Here is an 18633-nt window from a genome sequence, read left to right on the forward strand (position 1 = left end):
TTATAAGACAGAAGGGATTGGTGGGGTCATGGGAAAACGAATAATGATCATTTTCGTTGTTGTCATTTTACTTGTGCTTTGTGTAAAAGTAGGCGCTGATTTTTGGACGAAACGTACGTTAAAAAAGGTTGACATCAATGAGGTGCCGATTTCTCAAGTAGCAGATGGTGACTATCTGGGTGAAGCACAAATCAAACCAGTTTCAGCAAAGGTCAACGTGCAGGTTGAAAATGGAAAAATTATCGATATTGAGATTAACGATCATATGACCGGCTTGGGAAAGAAGGGCGAGAAAATTATTGATCAAATCATGAAGAAACAGAGTTTGAAGGTTGACGCAATTAGCGGTGCGACCCAAAGCAGTGTCACAATTACGAAGGCTGTCGAAAACGCATTGTCACAAGAAAATTAATTTTTACCCATCCTTTTTTATCCTTATTGAATTTGGTTCTTTTACTAGATATAATGGACCTATCAAATAGGAAAGCAGTCGATTGATATGTTCTATATCATTTACAATAAAGTGTGCATTGAAAGTTGCTCCGCACAATCGAATACGATGAAACATTGTACGGAGCCTAATAGAAATAAATCTTCATCAGTCAACTAGAGTGATCAGAAATTAGCTAATTTCTGGTTTATTCAAGATGTCTGCAAGATTTTACAAGGCCATTGACAGTGTTTTTGTCAATGGTCTTTTTTTGCATTTTCGTGTGCGTAAAAGAAGGTCATGTCATCGGTGACCTTCTTTTCTTTTTAAAAAATAAAAAGGGATGAGAACATGAGTAAATTTCATGATTTAACAACAGGCAGTGTCACAAAACAATTAATTCGTTTTGCGATTCCACTTTTTTTAGCTAATTTATTGCAGTCGCTCTATAATATTGCCGATATGCTAGTGGTTGGAAGGATCGTTGGAAGTACGGGCGTAGCAGCAATTAGTAATGCATCCTCCTTAGTTTTTATTGTCAATGCGATTTGCATGGGGATTACGATGGGAGGTACCGTGCTGATTGCTCAATATCGAGGGGCGAGGGATGAGCTTGGACAAAAAAAGACAATTGGCACAATTTATACAATGACGGCAGTTGTTGCGATCTTAATCACCTGCGCAGGTCTTTTCTTTTATAAGCAGATCCTAACCTGGATGAATGTTCCAAAGGCGGCCTATCAAGACGCCTGTGATTACATGCTGGTGATTTTTATCGGAACTATTTTTGTGTTCGGTTATAATGCCACCTGCTCGATTTTGCGAGGCTTCGGCGATTCACGAAGTCCTTTATATTTTGTCATGATTGCAGCGGGAATAAATGTCTTGCTAGATTATTTTCTGGTAGGCGTATGTCGTTTAGGGACTGTTGGAGCGGCGTATGCGACGATAGTTTCGCAAGCCATTTCTTTCTTTAGTGCGATTCTTTATTTAAGAAGAAAAAAATTTATTTTTGAATTTCAACTATCAAGTTTTAAGCTTGAAAAAACCGTTTTGTCAAAACTGCTAAAGGTGAGTTTGCCAACAGCGATCCAAATGACCGTAGTCAATATTTCGTATTTACTGATTGCAGTCATGATCAATAAGTACGGAGTAGTCATTGCGGCAGCAGCGGGAATCGGTTTGAAGATCAATACCTTTGCCGGCATGCCGTGTTGGGCAATCGGTCAAGCAGTAACGACAATGGTTGGTCAAAATATGGGGGCGAGGCTTTTAGAGCGAACGAAAAAAATCGTCCAGAGTGGTTTCATCGCAAGCATTCTTGTTTCTTTAGTAGCAATTTTGTTCATTCAAGTATTTGCTGAACCGCTAATTCGCTTATTTGATCCAGAAAATCAAGCAGTCTTAAAGGCCGGCGTAGTATATTTGAGAATTTGCTGTTGTTGGAATAGTTTGTTTTATGCCACAATGTACAACTTTGACTCTTTTGCAGTCGGGGTTGGATTTGCCAATCTTGGCATGATTAACGCACTGTTAGACACGTTGGTCATTCGTTTACCGCTGTGCTGGCTTTTAGGAACACTGCTAGCGTTTGGTGTTACAGGGATTTACTGGGCACAAGCACTATCACCAATTGTTCCGGCATGTATTGGAATGCTGTACTTTTTCAGTAGGAAGTGGCAGGAACGAAAACTAATTTAACAAAATAGCGTGTCTGCTTCAGCTGGTCAGAAACAGATACGCTATTTTGTTGATCATAGAATCACGTGGGCTACAAATAATACTTAAACAGATCCGGTAGATCCACACGAACAAGTTCTTCGGAAGCTAGCACCAGTTGATTTTTCGTATCGTAGACGGTTCCCTTATGCTGAATCACTGATAGACCGCTTTGAACATTGAACACTGCTGCTTGCTGATCCGTTAATTGTTTGATAGCCACTTGGTTCATTCCTTTAACTTTGGGTGCTATTTCATGCTCCGCCAGCACTTCATAGAGGGATCCGGAAAGGTCACATTCATATAAAAAAGTAAATTCCGTAGGTAAATAATTTTTCTCCAGCATGATTGCCACCCCATCGACCTTACGAAGACGCTCGATCATGATACTTTTATCTGAGTTAAAAAGGGGAATAAAATCTGCAGGGACAATCGTTTCTTTCACTGCAAGTACATCTGAAGTAAGTTTTTTTCCTTGATCAAGACAAACCTGAGTCAGAGAGAGGCTTTTTTGTATACCCTGATTCTGATGCTTTACAAAGGTTCCTTTTCCTTGAAGGCGAGTTAAATAGCCTTCTTCCACCAATTCATCAATGGCCTTTCGAACCGTAATTCGACTGACTTGAAAGCTCTTTTGAAATTGCGCTTCAGAGAGGAGCTTGTCTCCTGCAACCAACTCCTTTTCCTTAATTTGTTGAAGGATGGCTGCTTTAATCTGCAAATAGAGTGGTTTATGTTCATCAATTATCTTTCGAACCATTGCTACACCGCCTTTTCTCAATTATAAACAAAAATTTTTAATAGTTCAACTATAGTACAAGTTTTAAAATTGGTTCTATACACGTATTGACATGTATTTTAACTTGTATTAAACTCATCATATCAATAGACGTAAAAGTATTTTGAGAATGAAAGGAAGAAAAAGTATGGAAATCAAAGAAATGATACAGACGATTCATGCAGAGAAGCAGTCCAGCGGAGGTATCCAACAGGTGATTTGGTTAGCGGCAGGGGGAAGTTATGGTGGTTTTTATCCTGGTCATTATTTCTTGGATCAGGAATCCACGACGCTGCGTTCGAAAAATATCACCAGTAATGAGTTTGTTAAAGCGCCACCCGCCTTTGTGAATGAAACGACCTTGGCTATTGTTTGCTCTATGCGAGGAACACCAGAAACGATTGAAGCAGCAAAAGTGGCTAAAAGTCTCGGTGCAGCAACAATTGCGTTGTATATTGATGAATCTGACTTGACGGAAGTTTGCGACTACAAAATTAATTACGATTCCGTCGCTATTGATGAAAGTGATTTTTCAAAAACCAATGCCGCCTTTGGATTGAGGCTGGCTATGACCGTGATGGATGTTGTGGAAGGCTATCAGCATATGGACTTGGCCATTGAAGCTTTTGAAAAAGTCGATGCTCTATACAAACAAGCGGTTAAGGATATTCGAACAAAGGCAATTAAGTGGGCGCTGCAAAACCGTGATTCTAAGTCCATTCATGTTATGGGTAGTGGTGCTGCTTTTGGTGCTGCCTACATTTTCTCTATTTGTAACATTATGGAGATGCTGCAAATTGATTCCCCAACAGTCAACAGCTGTGATTTTTTCCATGGACCTTTCGAAGTGATTGATGAAGAAACCTCTGTTTTTCTTTTAATTGGAGAAGGCGGCAGTCGACCAAATGATGAACGAGCGGCTCGCTTTTTACAAGAGTTTGGCGGAAAGAAAGTGTTCGTACTAGACTCACAGGATCTAGGATTAAGTCAAATTGACTCAAAAATCTCAGAGCATTTCAATCACTTGATCTTTTCACCAATATTGAACAATGTCTTTATGCGAGAACTCGCTTACCAAATAAAAAAAGATTACACTCAACGGACTTATATGTGGAAGGCACCATACAACTAGAAAGAGGCTCAGTGAATCAATGACATTCACTGAGCTTTTTAAATGCTACTATATAAATAGTAATAAAAGTAGAATAAGCCATGCTCATTATCAACCTCCTCAAAATCTTCTTGTTCAAAAATTCTCTAAAAAAGAGCTTCAACACTCTAATCACACAATTTATTGAAATTGGAAAGAAGTGTTGAAAAGGATTAACTAGCCTTGATAGAACAACCTTTATTCGTTACAACTAAAGTTGGCACACCAATTGCTTATATAAAAGTGAGAACATTACAAGGATGTCGATTTACTAAGAGAAAGCGCACTTTATAAAGATTGAAGAAATCTTTGAAAAGAGCAGCTTAATTGAATGATAGTCGACATTCGAATCGAATTAATTTTTCCGTGAAAAGTTAATTCATTAATATGAACGAGGAGGATAGGGAATGAACAAGATTATTTTAGCGAGTCACGGAGAATTTTCACAGGGATTAAAACAAACAGCGTCGATGATCATCGGTGATGAAGGCAACATTTTCGCTTTATCCGCTTTTCGTGATGAAGACGAGCCAATCAAGCAGCAGGTAGAACGCTTACTGGAAAAAATTGGGTATGACAATGTCTATCTTTTAACGGACATTTTCGGAGGTAGCGTAAATAATGATCTGCTAGCAATTCAGCGAGAGCATCCAGAAGTACATTTATTCGCGGGAATGAATTTACCGCTTGTAATCTCCATCGCGACACAATCTGGAAAGATCAACCCAGATCAAATGAACCTGATACTCGAGGAAAGTCGTCAGGGAATGATCGACTGCAAGCAGTTATTAACAGCAAAAATAAATGTAGGAGGTGACGATTTATGATTAAACTAGTACGAATTGACTATCGGTTATTACATGGCCAAGTGGTTTTTTCTTGGACCAAATCACAAGGGATCAACCGCATTATCGTAATTAATAATGAAGCAGCGACAGATGAATTCAAAAAGATGTCCTTGAATTTAGCCAAGCCCACCGGAGTGAAGCTGAATATTTTTACAGTTGAGGAAGCTCTCTCAAAAATGGCGAAGGTGGAAACACTGAAAGAAAACATCATGCTGATTTTTGGAAACACTAAGGAGACACTGGCATTTTGCGAAGCTTATCCGAAGATCAAGGAAATCAATTATGGCGGGATACCCAAAACCAATGACGGCAAGCAATTTGGCAGTGCGATTTTCTTGAATGAGGAAGAGCAGATGGAAGCGAAAAAATTGAAGGAGATGGGAGTCAAGCAGTATATGCAGCAGATACCAACCTCTAAATCAGAGGATTTAAATAAATTAATTTAAAAGGAGGGCTTTAAATGTTGGTTCAATCAATAGTTTTAGGATTGATTGGTGTGTTCGTCATGTTGGATTCCCGTTTACTGGGCCGGTTGAACTTTGAGCGTCCGTTAATTGTTGGGACCTTGGTCGGTTTAGCTTTAGGGGATTTGGAGAAAGGGTTGCTTGTTGGGGCATCGATCGAATTGATTTCATTAGGGGTTGTTCAGGTCGGAGCAGCCGTCCCTGCAGATATGACATTAGGAGCAGTTATCGCAACAGCTTTTGCAATTTTATCTGGTTCAAATGCAGAGACAGCTTTGACAATCGCTATTCCGATCGCAATCTTAGGCCAATTGTTAGGAATTCTGATGCGAACGGTTCTAGCCAGTTTGACTCACCGAGCCGATGCATTGATTGAAGAGGGAAAGTTTAAACGGGTGCAGCATATTCACATTGTTTGGGGAACCATTCTTTATTCACTAATGTATTTTGTTCCGATCTTCTTAGCGATTTACTTTGGAACAGACCTAGTAAAATCAATCGTTGATGCGATTCCACAATGGATTACGGATGGATTGAGCTTAGCAAGTAAATTACTGCCAGCTTACGGGTTTGCGTTATTACTGCAAACGATGCTGTCTAAAAAAATGATGCCTTTCCTAGTTTTGGGCTTTTTAATCACTGCCTATTCAGGATTGGGAATTACTGGTGTGGCGTTGTTTGCAGGGATCGTGGCCTTTGTGATGTATCAAATTGAAGCCAATAAATCTGGCGGCAGCGGCAGTGGTGGACCAGATCAGGAACCTGACGCATTGGATGATCTATAAGAGGAGGGGAATAAAATGGCACAAGAAAAGGATCAAAACCGTCGTAAATACTGGCAATTTTTCTGGCGCTCATGGGCGATTCAAGATTCTTGGAATTATGAGCGTGCGATGAATATGGGGTTCTTATACGGAATAGCCCCAACATTAGACCGGATCTATAAAGATCCAAAAGACGATGCATTGAAAAAGGAAGCGTATCAACGACATATGCTCTATTACAACTGTACACCACAAACGAGTGCGTTTGTTTTAGGTCTGACCGCTTCAATGGAAGAACAATATTATGAGGATCAAGAAGGATTTAATCCAGATACGATCAATTCAGTAAAAACGTCACTAATGGGACCGTTATCTGGGATTGGTGACTCCTTCTTCCAAGGAACCGTCCGGGTTTTAGCCTTCGGTTTAGGGATCAATCTCGCACAACAGGGCAGTATTTTAGGACCGATTCTGGCAATGATTATTTCCTTTGTTCCATCATTTCTAGTGACCTATTACGGCGGGAAATTCGGCTATAACATGGGGAATAAATATTTGACTAAGTTATATGAAGGCGGATTGATGGATCGCGTGATGTATGTTTGTTCGATCATTGGTCTGATGGTTATTGGCGCAATGATTGCCAGTATGATCGGTATTACAACACCGATTAAATTCGGGAAAACCTTTGTTTTGCAAGATGTTCTAGACAATATCATGCCGCAAATGTTGCCGTTTGCTTTAACCATGTTCATGTATTGGCTGCTGCAAAAGAAAGTCAACACCAGCATTATGTTGTTGATTTGTATTGTTGGCGGATTAGTTTTAAGTGCTTTAGGCGTATTTGTTTAATTGCGGTAGTTAGAACCAAACGTTGAAAGTAGAAGTACTAGATCGTTTGTTTCTCTAATATAAAAAAAGAAAACTGAGGAGGAATTCAGAAAATGAATTCAACGATGGAAGCAAAAGAAATTATCAAAGAGATTGTAGGTAAGCACGAGGTAAAACACGTTGTTTTCGTCGGCTGTGGCGCATCAAAAGCAGATTTGTATCCAGCAAAATACTTTTTAGACCAAAATGCGAAACAATTACGCATTAGTCACTACACAGCCAACGAATTCAACTATGCGACACCTACTTCGATCGATGAGACCACAGTTGTGATCTCGGCTTCACTTGGAGGGGCAACTCCAGAAACAGTAGAAGCCAATGCGATTGCCAAAGATAAAGGTGCTACAGTAATTAGTTTAACACGAATGATTGATGCACCGTTAACAAAAGATGCAGATTATGTTATTTATCATGGATTTGCTGAAAACTACGCGACAAAACTTGAAAAAACAGGTTATTGCTTATTGTTAGCTGTAGAACTTCTAAACCAAGTCGAAGGCTATGAACACTATGACAAAATGATGGATGGCTTTGCTAAAATCTATGATTTATCACAAGAAAGTGCCGAATCTGCTCGTAAAGCCGCAAAACAATTTGCTCAACGCTTTAAAGATGAAAAGGTTATCTACATCATGAGCAGCGGTGCTACGCACGAAGTCGCTTACTCATCCTCTGTTTGCTTGATGATGGAAATGCAATGGATCAATTCAGGAACTTTCCATGCAGGTGAATTCTTCCATGGCCCATTTGAGATCGTGGACAAAGATGTTCCTTTCATTTTATTGATGAACGATGGGAAGACTCGTGCGATTGATTCTCGTGCTCTGGCCTTCTTGGATCGCTTTGATGCGAAAACAGAAGTTGTTGACGCGTTAGACTATGGCTTGTCCGCTTTCATTGAAAAAGAAGTGTTGGATTATTTCAATCCATTTGTGATTACTGCGGTATTCAGAGTGTATGCGGAAGAGTTGTCTTATGCTAGAGAACATCCACTTACTAAACGCCGCTATATGTGGAAACTTTCTTATTAGTCGTAGGTTATTCGGCGGAAAAACTGAGATGTACTGTCTCGGTTTTTTCGCAGTTAAAAATGTCATCCCTTATGAGCAAGGAAATGCTATACAATAGAAGTAAAGGTACATCAAATCGATTAAAGCAGGTGAAAAAAATGAAAAAGGAACTTGATGATTATTTATACGAATTAACTATGAATCTGAAGGAGGATTCCGATGAACGTTTTTCGGCATATCAAATCGCTGAGACTCTGCAATTAAATCGAAGTACCATTAGCAGCTACTTGAATCAAGCATTTCGTGATGGAGAGCTAGTAAAAATCAAAAGCTATCCAGTCTTGTTTTTACATAGAAAAGCCTTGGAGGATGCGTCAATTCAAGTTTCCAAGGTGGAATATGACTCGCTGGAGGAGTTATTTATTCAGGACAAAGGAAATGCGCTGGAGAAAATTATTGGTGCAAATGGCAGTCTAAAGGAAGCGATTGATCAAATCAAAACCGCCGTTTTATATCCCCACAATGGATTACCGATCTTGTTAATGGGTGTAAGTGGTTCAGGAAAGACCTTTTTAGCAGAGAAGATACATGAATACGCCAAAGAGCAGCAGGTGATTGATTCAAAAGCGCCCTTTATCGCCTATAATTGTGCGCAATATTTTAATAATCCCGAGCTACTTTCATCGGCATTATTCGGTCATACCAAGGGAGCCTTCACTGGTGCTGACCATGAACACAATGGGCTGATTGAAAAGGCTGATGGTGGAATTTTGTTCTTAGATGAGGTTCACCGTTTATCAGAAGAAGGACAGGAAAAATTATTTACCTTCATGGATACAGGTGAATTTTCTCCGATGGGGGATACGAGTATTCGAAGAAAAGCCAATGTTCGTTTAATTTTCGCTACGACAGAAAATGTATACTCAACCTTTTTACCCACATTTTTAAGGCGTTTGCCAGTCATCGTGACCTTACCAAAATTTCAAAATCGACCGCAATCAGAACGTCTGCGTTTGATTGATTCTTTCTTTATTGCAGAAAGTAGTATTCTGGAAAAGGAGCTGCAGGTATCGTATCCGATGATTGATTTTCTATTAAATAGTGATTTAGAAGGAAATGTCGGGAAGATCAAGAATATTATCAAGTATGCCTGTGGGAACGCCTACGTTCATCAAAAGGAAAAAGGGACAATTACCGTACGTTTGAAGGATTTACCGTTGGAATATAATCTGAAATTCAAAGAACAGTTTAGTAAACCTAAAAAGAAAATGTCTGATCGGACGTATTTACCAAATACAACGCAACAAATCTATTTGGAAAGCAAAGAAACGCAGCTTTTACGGAAGTTCTTTGATGAAGTTTTGTGTGATTTCAAAAAGATTCAGCAAAAGGAAAGTCTGGCTCAAGAGTTTATTGATAATAATGTGGCTCGAGTCACTCAAATGATGGATGAATTCATTTTTCAAGGCACGTATGAAAAGGAAGAATCATTGTACTCAGTCCTGACCTACCATATTCGTCAAACCTTAGATATGATGTACGAAAATTATGGTTTCGAGCAGGATGGCAATCGTGTGGTTTCCTTAGCTAGTTATCTTTATTTAAAGGACAATACGGATATTTTAGGCAGTCATTACGAATGGCAAGAGCAAAAAAATGAACTGCTGCAATTTTTAGACTCTTTTTTAGAAACCCCATTTTGGTATGCTAAGAAGCTGTTGAATTATTTGTCGCAGCAATTGGATCAGCAATTATTAGAAGAAGATATTGTTTTCGTCACCTTTTATTTTTATAGTTTGCATATCAGTAATTTGCCAAATGATGTGAAGTGCATCGTCTTGGCTCATGGCTACTCAACAGCCAGCAGTTTAGCAAATGTGGTCAATCGAATGCTGGGGAAAAATGTTTTTCAAGCATACGATATGCCAATCAATATTACCCTTGATAAGGTGGAGTCACAAATCATTCGTTATATCAACGATTATCGAACCGATTCAGGGCTGATTTTGCTGGTTGATATGGGTTCTTTTAATCAACTAGGGGAGCGATTATCTAATCATATTAAAAGTCCGTTGGTTATTATCGATAATGTCAGCACGCCACTTGTTCTAGAAGTTGGCCAGCATATCATCAGCGGCGATAGTGTGACCGAGGTTTATGAAGCGATTAATGTGGAGAATCGCATCCAAAAGCAGCTGATTATTCCAGAATTAAATAGAAAAAAAGCGATCATCACTTGCTGTTACACTGGAATCGGAAGTGCGACACAGATCCAGGAAATCTTAATGAAGTGTCTGGGAGATTCTGCAAAGGAATTAATGATTCTGCCTTATGATTATAAAAAATTATCAGAAAATAAGATGTATGAAACACCTTTCCAATTGTATGATGTATTAATGATCGTCGGGACAGAAAATCCGAAAATCAATCAGGTTCCATACATTGGTTTAGATCAGCTGATCAATGGAGAAGCTGTGGCAGAGTTTGCTGAACTCCTACATGAACAGGTAGATATTGACAGTGAAGCCTTCAAGAGTCAATTGATTTTCAATTTCTCAATTAATAAAATCGTCGAAAATTTAACGATTCTAGATGCTACTAAGGTCTTACGTTTGGTTCAAAAAGCAGTGAAGGAACTTGAAAAGCTAATGGCTATCGAGTTTTCAAATAATCAACTATTCTTACTGTACATGCATTGCTGCTCCATGATCGAACGGATTTTGCGTAAGGAAAGTGTCGATGAGCAAGCGGATATTGAAGACTATGTCCAAAAAGAAGGGCACAAGATGGAACTAATCCACCAAGCCTTTCAAGAGGTGGAAAAGGAATACACGATTGAGTTGCCGTTATTAGAGCTGCGCTTATTAAATGATATTGTAAAGGAATAGGTGAAGAAATGGAAAAAGCAGTCATTTTTGATATGGATGGGGTGCTGATAGATAGTGAACCTTTCTATTTTCAGCGGCGAATGAATTTTTTTAAAGAAAAAGGAATTCAACCGGGATCGGATAAATTTGAAGATTATGTCGGCAACTCTGAAAAACAAACCTGGGATTTACTGGTCTCTGAGAGTGAAGCAAGACGTGAGATGCTTCATCAGGAATATCTTGAATACAAAAAACACAAGGGAATTGATTTCAAAAAAGCCTTAAGAAATTCAGTACCGGATGTGTTAACAAAACTGACAGAGAATGGGATCTCAATTGGTCTGGCCTCTTCTTCTCCACGCAAAGAGATTAATCAGATGCTTTCCGATTGCCAGCTTGAGAGCTATTTTTCATTTACGATTAGTGGCGAAGAAGTGAAGGAAAGTAAGCCGAATCCAGAAATCTATTTGATCAGTCGTAAAATGTTAAATTGTCACGATTATTTAGCGGTGGAAGATTCTGCTTTAGGAATCGCTTCTGCTAAAGCAGCAGGTATCTACACGGTCGCTTTGAAACAAGCCTTTCCAATGGATCAACGAGAGGCAAATGTAGTAATCGATGAGTTAGAGGAACTTTTAATTTTGCCACAACTAATCAAGTAACGAGAAAGAAATTCTCCAACGAAAAAGCTGGAGAATTTCTTATTTTGTTGCATATTTATTTTTTTTGTATTAGAATAACAACAATTAATAATCACGCATTGAAGAGAAGAGTAATTGATCGTGAAACGATTAAAAGAGACCCTCGGCTGGTGAAAAGAGGGATCGTGGAAAATCAATGAAGATGAGCTCTGAGCATTCAGTTTGTTCACGCAAGCTGTACGGGAAGCGACCGTTATATCGCCGGGTATGTCTGTACCGTTGAGGTATTATCTGTGAGGATAATACGAATAAGGGTGGTAACGCGAAAATATTCGTCCCTTTATTTATCAGTGATCTGGTAAATAAAGGGATGGATATTTTTTTATTTGTCAAAAAATAATAGGAGTGTGTCAGTATGAAGAAGGTTCGTTTGGTTTTAATGATTTTAGGAAGCATCATATTTTTAACGGCTTGTGGTTCAAGCTCTGCAAAAACAACGAATAAAATCAAGATTGGGGCATCACCAACTCCCCATGCGGAAATTCTGGAGCATATTAAGCCAGAATTAAAAAAAGAAGGGATTGATTTAGAGATCGTCAAGTTCGATGACTATGTTCTACCTAATAAAGCATTAGAAAACGGCGACATTGATGCCAATTACTTTTCAACTGTTCCATATTTTAATCTACAGAAAAAAGAAAATGGGTATAAATTCTCGAACATTGGCGGTATTCATTTGGAACCGATGGGGATTTACTCACATAATATAAAAAAGGTTAGTGAGATACCAAATGGCGCAAAGGTAATCGTTTCAAATGTTCCTTCAGAGTGGGGACGTGTTCTAACTATTTTTGTGAAAAATAAGCTGATAAAATTAAAATCGGGAGTAGCAATTGATCAAGCGAGTTTTGACGATATTATAGAAAATCCTAAAAAACTCGTTTTCACACACAATGTAGATCCGACGCTTTTAACATCAGCATATGAAAATAACGAAGGGGATCTTGTAGCAATTAACTCTAACTTTGCTTATGAAAAAGGATTAAATCCGGTCAAAGATTCATTAATGATCGAGCAGAAGGATTCTCCATACGTCAATATTGTTGCGACTCGAACGGAGGATAAGAGCAACAAAGAAATTAAAAAAGTCGTCGAAGCATTACATGAACCTAAAGTCCAAAAATGGATTGAGAAAAAATGGGGCGGCTCAGTCGTCCCTGTAAACGAATAAGAAAGAATAGGTGATATAGATGGAAAGAGCAATTTTTGCAGGTGGATGTTTCTGGTGTATGGTCAAACCTTTTGATAGTCAGCCAGGTATTGAGTCCGTTATTTCAGGTTATACCGGCGGAGAAACAGAAAATCCTAGCTATCTGGAAGTAAAAAGCGGAAAAACTGGACACACGGAGGCTGTTGAAATTATTTTTGATCCTGAATTGATCTCCTATGAAGAATTAGTTGAGATCTATTGGCAGCAAACCGATCCAACCGATGCCTTTGGTCAGTTTGAAGATCGCGGCAGTAGCTATCGTCCAGTAATCTATTATTTTAATGAGAAGCAGAAGAAGACAGCCGAAAAAAGCCGTGCTGCTCTCCAAACCAGTGGCCGATTTGATAAACCAATAGTGACTCAAATAGAGAAAGCTTCAGTCTTTTATCCGGCAGAAGCAGAGCATCAGGATTACTATCAAAGAAATCCGGAAAACTACCAAAAAAATGCCCAACGAAGAGCGCATTTTATCAAAGAATTTTGGTAGGATTACTCTTCTGTGCCTTCAACCTCTTTTTATAAAGCTCGTCATTTTGTACAAGGACTAAGAGGATTAAGTATTCTCCGAAAGGTACAATAATGAAAAAAGAGGTGAAAATTCATGGTGAAAAAATCGATTGAAGCGGTTCTCAACGAATCAGTGGAGACAATCTGGTCAATTGTAACAGATTTGACGAATGCAGAGTGGCGGAGCGATCTTAGTAGAATTGACGTTTGCAACGATCAGAAAAGTTTTATTGAGTATACGAAGCAAGGGTTTGCTACAAAATTTACTATAACAACCTTTGAACCCTTAACGTTATACGCCTTTACAATGGATAACGCGAATATCTTCGGAAATTGGACAGGAGAATTTTATCCCCTAACTGATTCAAAGACGAAAATCATTTTTACTGAAATTATTACGCCCAAGAAGAGGTATCTGACACCCTTTGTAAAAGGGTATTTGAGAAAACAGCAAAAGCAATATGTAGACGACTTAACAAGATATTTAGCAGCGCGGCAATGAGTGGGAGGTCTAGTTGACTGTTGAAAAAAAGCGTGGGAAATTTCTAGTTTTTTTCACTTAGCGTTAACAAAATGTGACATATGTCCTAATTGATTTTTCGTTCATTGGTTAAGATACGAATATAGGAGGTGTCACTATGTTTACGCTACTATTATTCATCCTTTTGATTGTTAGTCTTATTGTTTTGACACAACGGGAAAAACACCAGTCCAACAAAGCATATTGGGATCGTATCAATGCCATTGAAGAGGAACGAAAAACCAAAATTTTATTCCTCGCTCTTGAACATCAACGACTGCTAAATGATAAATAGCCATCCATTTCTTTTTGAAGAGGTCGGATGGCTTCTTTTTTTGGGTAGGGATCTGATTTAAAAACAGTGAACTTAATGATTCAGTGATTTTTAGTAAAGTACTCCGCTCCAGATGAGCGTTGAACAAGCTGCTCCTTATCAAGAATTTGGAATCTCCGCTTCTCTCGTTGCAAAATCCCATCTTCGCATAATTTATTTAACAGACGCAGCAGGTGTCGATAACTAATCCCAATTGTAGCAGCGACATCCGTCAAATTATCAAAGAAATAGTTTTTATAGGCTCCTTGTAAAATGTACGTACATAGGCGTTGCTCCCCAGAATACAAAGCGTTTGAAGTGTAATTATAGGAACTGTTAATCAGATTTTCAGATAGACCTCTTGCTAAAGTGGTCATAAACGTAAGATTTTTAAACATTGAATCATGATTATCTTGGAAAGGAACGATAATACATTCAAAAGGAGATAAAGTAATGACTGATGCAGTGGCATATGTTGTGTCAGACATCAATTCAACGTCACCGATCAGACCACTTGAAAGATAATAGGCTAGAACCAAGTCCTTACCACTAGGAGCACTCGTACAGACCTTCGCTTTACCTGAAACAACGATCATAATATATTTATATTCAATCCCTTGAGCAAAAACCGTTTCACCTGATTTATACTGACGAACTTTACAAACTGACTGGTGATCTGACAGCCCATATTTATCAAGTAAGTCTAGGTGATGCTTCTCCAATTTCTGATTCATCCTTATCTCCTCGTTTCTAATGATCTTACTCTCATTTTACTATTCTTCCAGATACAAAGCTTTAAAAGTTACTCAATATTCAAGTTCAGCTTCTTAATGCTCGTGTAAAGAATGAAAGAAACAACGCCGTTAACAGAGTCAACGCTTTTGAAAATCCAGTTCAACGAATCAACCATGCATTTCAAAGCTGTTCTTTAAACGTCCTTCTAGGTACCATAAACAATACTAATTACTTTTTAAAAGTTATTTTAAAATATTTGCTTTTTTTAAAATATCATTCGTGAAGTATGTTACAATCATAATTGTAATGTAAACACTTTCAATTATTAGGAGGTATACTGAATGACAAAAACAGTAATCGTAGGTACAAACCATGCCGGAATTGCAGCAGCCAATACACTTTTGGATAACTTTCCAGATCAAGAAGTGGTAATGATCGACCGGAACAATAATCTGAGTTATTTAGGTTGTGGAACGGCACTGTGGGTTGGACGGCAAATCGATTCATATGAAGGATTGTTCTACACGAAACGCGAGGATTTTGAGAATAAGGGTGCGCGAATCTCAATGGAGACGACAGTCGAACGAATTGACTATGATAAGAAAGAAGTTCATTGTGTAACACAATCAGGAGAGACAGTTACTGAAAGTTACGACAAGCTGATTTTAGCAACGGGCTCGGTTCCGATTTCTCCTAAAGTTCCAGGTCGCGAGCTAGAAAATATCCATTTCTTAAAACGTTTCCAAGACGGAAAAGCTGTCGATGAAATTTTGAGTACCGATGGCATTGAAAATGTGGCTGTGATCGGAGCAGGTTATATTGGGGTGGAAATAGCAGAGGCGGCTAAACGCCGCGGCAAAAATGTTTTACTCTTTGATGCGATGGAACGCTCATTACCAAGTTATTACGATAAATGGTTCACTGACGATATGGATACCGTTCTGAGCGAACATGGGATTGAGTTGCATTTTGGTGAATTGGCTAAAGAATATAAAGGTGAAACAAAAGTAGAAGCGATCGTTACGGACAAGGGGGAATACAGTGTTGATCTAGTAATTAACGCGATTGGTTTCCTACCGAATAATGAATTAGGAAAAGAACATTTGGAATTGTTTAAAAATGGTGCTTATCTAGTGGATCTTCATCAGCAAACCAGCGATCCAAACGTCTATGCTGTAGGTGATTGTGCAACAATTTATTCAAATGCGCTGCAGGATACAACGTATATCGCGCTAGCTACAAATGCCGTGCGATCAGGAATCGTAGCGGGCTACAATATTGGTGGCGTAGCACTGGAATCAACAGGTGTCCAAGGATCAAATGGAATCTCGATTTTCGGCTTGCATATGGTTTCAACGGGTCTTTCAGTAGAAGCAGCGGCTAAAAATGGGCTTACGGTGAAGTATACGGACTTCGAGGATTTACAACGTCCGGGCTTTATGAAACAAAATGCAAAAGTTAAAATACGGATCGTTTATGAAGAAAGTTCTCGACGAGTAGTGGGTGCACAGCTATCATCAACAGAAGATATCTCAGGTGTGATCCATATGTTCTCGCTTGCTATTGAAGAGCAAGTAACCATCGATAAGCTGAAACTATTAGATATTTTCTTCTTGCCACATTTCAATCAGCCTTATAATTATATTACAATGGCTGCATTGAGTGCAGAGTAACATAAAGAAGAGAGTCATTGCCTAGTGCAATGACTCTCTTCTTTATGTCTTCCCGTGTTGATCTAAGAAATTAGGAAAATACTAATCTACCTTTTTCAAGATGTCCAATATTTTCTGATAATTTTGATTTTGAAAAATTTCATAGTTCAATTTTTTATATAATTTTACCGCGTGATGACTCCAAGTTTGAGTATTCAGATAAAGATCTTGACCTGGATAATAGTCATGGAGCAGTTCAGTCACACGTATCGTCAGTGCTTTAGCTAAACCTTTTCGCTGTTCTTGTGGAAGCACGCCTAACCAATGAAGTCGGGGAGAATGATCTTCAGTCCACCAAGCGGTGAAGGTAGCCACTTTTTCTCCTTGAGGATTTTCAATGAACAGCATACGTCTTTTTAATTCATCTTGATAGGGTGCAAACGAACGCTCAAAATACTCAGCCGCTGCTTTTTCCGAATCAAACTCTAAAACAGCCGTTTCGATCCGACACCAATCCTTTTCATCACCAGGTTGATAAAAGACGATTTGATAACCTGCAGGTAATTGGACTTCCGGAAGCGAAGGGGCATTCGAAGGGCGGAACATGGTAAACGGAATGAAAGGTACAGATTTATCCAACATAACAGAACCTCCAATTTTTTCTCAATAGAATCGTATCACGTAAAGATAGTAAAAGCTATATAGACTTTTGTCGGCTTGTAAAATGATCGAAACGCTTGTTCTCCATAAAAACTTCTATTATAAAAAAATTGGAGACAACGAGTTTACGCTCTATTATATAATGAAATGAGAAATTGACTCGCAGATTTATCAGAGGTTGTCAAGAAATTTCTTTATTTTTTACTGGCGAATAACTGATACAGTTTTTGAGCAATGAAAAAGTTAGGGAGGTAAATTTTTATGGCGAAAAGAGTTTTTTTCAGTTTTTATTATGAAAATGATTTATCAAGGGCGTTGGTTGTTAAAAACAACTGGTCTTTGAAAGAAAATGAAGAATCAGGTTTCATCAACAATTCAGAGTTTGAGCGAATGAAACGAGACGGGGATGAGACGATCGAACGCTGGATTGACAAGCAATTAACCGGGACAACGGTGACCGTTGTTTTGATCGGAAGCGAAACATTAGATTCAAGTTATGTTCAATACGCAATCAAGAAAAGCTATGAACGAGGCAATGCCATCATTGCGCTGAAAATTGGAAAAATTAAAAATCTAAGTCAGCAAACGTCTATTAGTCAGTCGGCAGTAAAAATTGTTGGTAAAAAAAGTGATGGAGAGTTACTTTGGTTTGATGAAATCATTGATGGGGAATATGACTACATCAAAAATGACGGATACAATAATCTTGAAAAATGGATTAATCATGTCGACAAGGTAAAGGAAAGATAAGAGAGAATTTGGTTACTGTCTTTTAAAAGATTTAGGTAGTGCTCGTTGATTACTGTTTAAAAAGGAGACAATGAACGCGAATGGAAAAATTAAAGGGGAAAAACAAAGCTGCGACGCTTAGAGAGAAGAAAAGGACAAGACATTGAACAAAAAGTTCAGTTCTTGTCCTTTTCATTTATTTTGCCAACGCTAGCGCTAGTGCTTTCTGAACGGCGACAATATTCTTATCCTTTCTAAATTGAATGGTTTCAGCAGGCAATTCCGCACTGGATATCCAAATCTTCAATTCTGCATCTAGGTCAAAGTGACCACTAGTCTCAACTGAAAAACGCGAAATCGAACGATAAGGAATTGATTTATACTCCGTCTTTTTACCAGTCATTCCTTGTTTATCGACTAAAATCAAACGGAAATCAGTAAAAACAATCAGGTCGCGAACAAGCTTAAAAGCTAGAGAGACTGTTTCATCTGATATTAAGACATCTTCTAGTTTTTTCTCGACAGCTTTATTGTCATGTTGGCTAGCATTTCCCATTAACCCATCAAAAATACTCATAAATAGATTTCCTTCTTTCTTTAAATGATTATCTTCATTTTAGCTGATTTTTACTTCGAAGACTATACCACCACAGGTTAAAGTAAATGTTGCATTTTAATTAAATAT

At 38.4% G+C, this 18633-nt stretch carries 20 protein-coding genes and 1 other annotated feature; of the genes, 16 read left to right on the forward strand and 4 right to left on the reverse strand.

The window, feature by feature from the left end:
- The first annotated feature begins 28 nt into the window (after positions 1-28).
- Positions 29-412 carry an FMN-binding protein gene (locus IGI44_RS07705; RefSeq protein WP_438787194.1) on the forward strand — a complete coding sequence of 128 codons (384 nt, stop codon included), beginning with the start codon at positions 29-31 and terminating at the stop codon, positions 410-412.
- 369 nt (positions 413-781) lie between these two features.
- Positions 782-2131 carry an MATE family efflux transporter gene (locus tag IGI44_RS07710; RefSeq protein ID WP_438787195.1) on the forward strand — a complete coding sequence of 450 codons (1350 nt, stop codon included), beginning with the start codon at positions 782-784 and terminating at the stop codon, positions 2129-2131.
- A 70-nt stretch (positions 2132-2201) separates the two neighbouring features.
- On the opposite strand, the gene IGI44_RS07715 is transcribed toward IGI44_RS07710, so the two are convergent.
- The gene (locus IGI44_RS07715; protein WP_438787196.1) at positions 2202-2909 is read right to left on the reverse strand and encodes a GntR family transcriptional regulator; all 708 of its coding nucleotides are present in this window, start codon (positions 2907-2909) and stop codon (positions 2202-2204) included.
- A gap of 166 nt (positions 2910-3075) precedes the next feature.
- On the opposite strand from IGI44_RS07715, the gene IGI44_RS07720 reads away from it, so the two are divergent.
- The 12 genes from IGI44_RS07720 (at position 3076) to IGI44_RS07775 (ending at position 14154) form a co-directional block, all read left to right on the forward strand.
- A complete protein-coding gene (locus IGI44_RS07720; RefSeq protein WP_438787197.1) occupies positions 3076-4059 on the forward strand; it encodes a sugar isomerase in 984 nt (327 codons plus the stop codon).
- Positions 4060-4484: 425 nt separating this feature from the next.
- Positions 4485-4904 carry a PTS sugar transporter subunit IIA gene (locus tag IGI44_RS07725; protein WP_438787198.1) on the forward strand — a complete coding sequence of 140 codons (420 nt, stop codon included), beginning with the start codon at positions 4485-4487 and terminating at the stop codon, positions 4902-4904.
- On the forward strand, positions 4901-5371 hold the full coding sequence (locus IGI44_RS07730; protein WP_016180090.1) for a PTS sugar transporter subunit IIB: 471 nt from the start codon (positions 4901-4903) through the stop codon (positions 5369-5371). Before IGI44_RS07725 ends, IGI44_RS07730 begins: the two co-directional genes overlap by 4 nt.
- Before the next feature lie 14 nt (positions 5372-5385).
- On the forward strand, positions 5386-6174 hold the full coding sequence (locus IGI44_RS07735; RefSeq protein ID WP_438787199.1) for a PTS mannose/fructose/sorbose/N-acetylgalactosamine transporter subunit IIC: 789 nt from the start codon (positions 5386-5388) through the stop codon (positions 6172-6174).
- Between the two features lie 15 nt (positions 6175-6189).
- A complete protein-coding gene (locus IGI44_RS07740) occupies positions 6190-7005 on the forward strand; it encodes a PTS system mannose/fructose/sorbose family transporter subunit IID (protein ID WP_438787200.1) in 816 nt (271 codons plus the stop codon).
- A gap of 92 nt (positions 7006-7097) precedes the next feature.
- Complete coding sequence (locus IGI44_RS07745) at positions 7098-8075, forward strand: SIS domain-containing protein (RefSeq protein ID WP_438787201.1); 978 nt, start codon at positions 7098-7100, stop codon at positions 8073-8075.
- Between the two features lie 137 nt (positions 8076-8212).
- Positions 8213-10942, forward strand: coding sequence for a sigma 54-interacting transcriptional regulator (locus IGI44_RS07750; RefSeq protein WP_438787202.1), 2730 nt, complete (start codon positions 8213-8215; stop codon positions 10940-10942).
- Positions 10943-10950: 8 nt separating this feature from the next.
- The gene (locus tag IGI44_RS07755) at positions 10951-11583 is read left to right on the forward strand and encodes an HAD family hydrolase (protein WP_438787203.1); all 633 of its coding nucleotides are present in this window, start codon (positions 10951-10953) and stop codon (positions 11581-11583) included.
- An 89-nt stretch (positions 11584-11672) separates the two neighbouring features.
- Positions 11673-11905: a binding site (T-box leader), on the forward strand.
- A gap of 72 nt (positions 11906-11977) precedes the next feature.
- Positions 11978-12793 carry a MetQ/NlpA family ABC transporter substrate-binding protein gene (locus IGI44_RS07760; protein ID WP_438787204.1) on the forward strand — a complete coding sequence of 272 codons (816 nt, stop codon included), beginning with the start codon at positions 11978-11980 and terminating at the stop codon, positions 12791-12793.
- Between the two features lie 19 nt (positions 12794-12812).
- Positions 12813-13319: a peptide-methionine (S)-S-oxide reductase MsrA gene (gene msrA / locus IGI44_RS07765; RefSeq protein ID WP_438787205.1), complete on the forward strand. Its 507-nt coding sequence runs from the start codon at positions 12813-12815 to the stop codon at positions 13317-13319.
- A gap of 114 nt (positions 13320-13433) precedes the next feature.
- Positions 13434-13841, forward strand: coding sequence for an SRPBCC family protein (locus IGI44_RS07770; RefSeq protein WP_438787206.1), 408 nt, complete (start codon positions 13434-13436; stop codon positions 13839-13841).
- 136 nt (positions 13842-13977) lie between these two features.
- Complete coding sequence (locus tag IGI44_RS07775; protein ID WP_438787207.1) at positions 13978-14154, forward strand: hypothetical protein; 177 nt, start codon at positions 13978-13980, stop codon at positions 14152-14154.
- Positions 14155-14234: 80 nt separating this feature from the next.
- Here the strand turns inward: IGI44_RS07775 and IGI44_RS07780 are convergent, their stop codons facing one another.
- A complete protein-coding gene (locus tag IGI44_RS07780) occupies positions 14235-14906 on the reverse strand; it encodes a Crp/Fnr family transcriptional regulator (RefSeq protein WP_438787208.1) in 672 nt (223 codons plus the stop codon).
- A 342-nt stretch (positions 14907-15248) separates the two neighbouring features.
- On the opposite strand from IGI44_RS07780, the gene nox reads away from it, so the two are divergent.
- Complete coding sequence (gene nox, locus IGI44_RS07785) at positions 15249-16580, forward strand: H2O-forming NADH oxidase (RefSeq protein ID WP_438787209.1); 1332 nt, start codon at positions 15249-15251, stop codon at positions 16578-16580.
- Between the two features lie 81 nt (positions 16581-16661).
- On the opposite strand, the gene IGI44_RS07790 is transcribed toward nox, so the two are convergent.
- Positions 16662-17201: a GNAT family N-acetyltransferase gene (locus IGI44_RS07790; protein WP_438787210.1), complete on the reverse strand. Its 540-nt coding sequence runs from the start codon at positions 17199-17201 to the stop codon at positions 16662-16664.
- Positions 17202-17480: 279 nt separating this feature from the next.
- Between IGI44_RS07790 and IGI44_RS07795 the strand changes: the two genes are divergently transcribed.
- On the forward strand, positions 17481-17969 hold the full coding sequence (locus tag IGI44_RS07795) for a TIR domain-containing protein (RefSeq protein WP_438787211.1): 489 nt from the start codon (positions 17481-17483) through the stop codon (positions 17967-17969).
- A 175-nt stretch (positions 17970-18144) separates the two neighbouring features.
- Here IGI44_RS07795 and IGI44_RS07800 read toward each other — a convergent pair whose 3' ends face one another.
- Positions 18145-18525: a PH domain-containing protein gene (locus IGI44_RS07800; RefSeq protein ID WP_438787212.1), complete on the reverse strand. Its 381-nt coding sequence runs from the start codon at positions 18523-18525 to the stop codon at positions 18145-18147.
- Positions 18526-18633: the final 108 nt, after the last annotated feature.

Source organism: Enterococcus sp. DIV0756, assembly GCF_051710745.1.
Classification (GTDB): domain Bacteria; phylum Bacillota; class Bacilli; order Lactobacillales; family Enterococcaceae; genus Enterococcus_A.

Coding starts and splice junctions, on each gene's coding strand:
- IGI44_RS07775 (WP_438787207.1), top strand. CDS start 13,978: ATGTTTACGCTACTATTATTCATCCTTTTGATTGTTAGTCTTATTGTT.
- nox (WP_438787209.1), top strand. CDS start 15,249: ATGACAAAAACAGTAATCGTAGGTACAAACCATGCCGGAATTGCAGCA.
- IGI44_RS07790 (WP_438787210.1), bottom strand. CDS start 17,201: ATGTTGGATAAATCTGTACCTTTCATTCCGTTTACCATGTTCCGCCCT.
- IGI44_RS07795 (WP_438787211.1), top strand. CDS start 17,481: ATGGCGAAAAGAGTTTTTTTCAGTTTTTATTATGAAAATGATTTATCA.
- IGI44_RS07740 (WP_438787200.1), top strand. CDS start 6,190: ATGGCACAAGAAAAGGATCAAAACCGTCGTAAATACTGGCAATTTTTC.
- IGI44_RS07800 (WP_438787212.1), bottom strand. CDS start 18,525: ATGAGTATTTTTGATGGGTTAATGGGAAATGCTAGCCAACATGACAAT.
- IGI44_RS07735 (WP_438787199.1), top strand. CDS start 5,386: ATGTTGGTTCAATCAATAGTTTTAGGATTGATTGGTGTGTTCGTCATG.
- IGI44_RS07780 (WP_438787208.1), bottom strand. CDS start 14,906: ATGAATCAGAAATTGGAGAAGCATCACCTAGACTTACTTGATAAATAT.
- IGI44_RS07760 (WP_438787204.1), top strand. CDS start 11,978: ATGAAGAAGGTTCGTTTGGTTTTAATGATTTTAGGAAGCATCATATTT.
- IGI44_RS07730 (WP_016180090.1), top strand. CDS start 4,901: ATGATTAAACTAGTACGAATTGACTATCGGTTATTACATGGCCAAGTG.
- IGI44_RS07720 (WP_438787197.1), top strand. CDS start 3,076: ATGGAAATCAAAGAAATGATACAGACGATTCATGCAGAGAAGCAGTCC.
- IGI44_RS07725 (WP_438787198.1), top strand. CDS start 4,485: ATGAACAAGATTATTTTAGCGAGTCACGGAGAATTTTCACAGGGATTA.
- IGI44_RS07715 (WP_438787196.1), bottom strand. CDS start 2,909: ATGGTTCGAAAGATAATTGATGAACATAAACCACTCTATTTGCAGATT.
- IGI44_RS07745 (WP_438787201.1), top strand. CDS start 7,098: ATGAATTCAACGATGGAAGCAAAAGAAATTATCAAAGAGATTGTAGGT.
- IGI44_RS07770 (WP_438787206.1), top strand. CDS start 13,434: ATGGTGAAAAAATCGATTGAAGCGGTTCTCAACGAATCAGTGGAGACA.
- IGI44_RS07755 (WP_438787203.1), top strand. CDS start 10,951: ATGGAAAAAGCAGTCATTTTTGATATGGATGGGGTGCTGATAGATAGT.
- IGI44_RS07750 (WP_438787202.1), top strand. CDS start 8,213: ATGAAAAAGGAACTTGATGATTATTTATACGAATTAACTATGAATCTG.
- IGI44_RS07705 (WP_438787194.1), top strand. CDS start 29: ATGGGAAAACGAATAATGATCATTTTCGTTGTTGTCATTTTACTTGTG.
- IGI44_RS07710 (WP_438787195.1), top strand. CDS start 782: ATGAGTAAATTTCATGATTTAACAACAGGCAGTGTCACAAAACAATTA.
- msrA (WP_438787205.1), top strand. CDS start 12,813: ATGGAAAGAGCAATTTTTGCAGGTGGATGTTTCTGGTGTATGGTCAAA.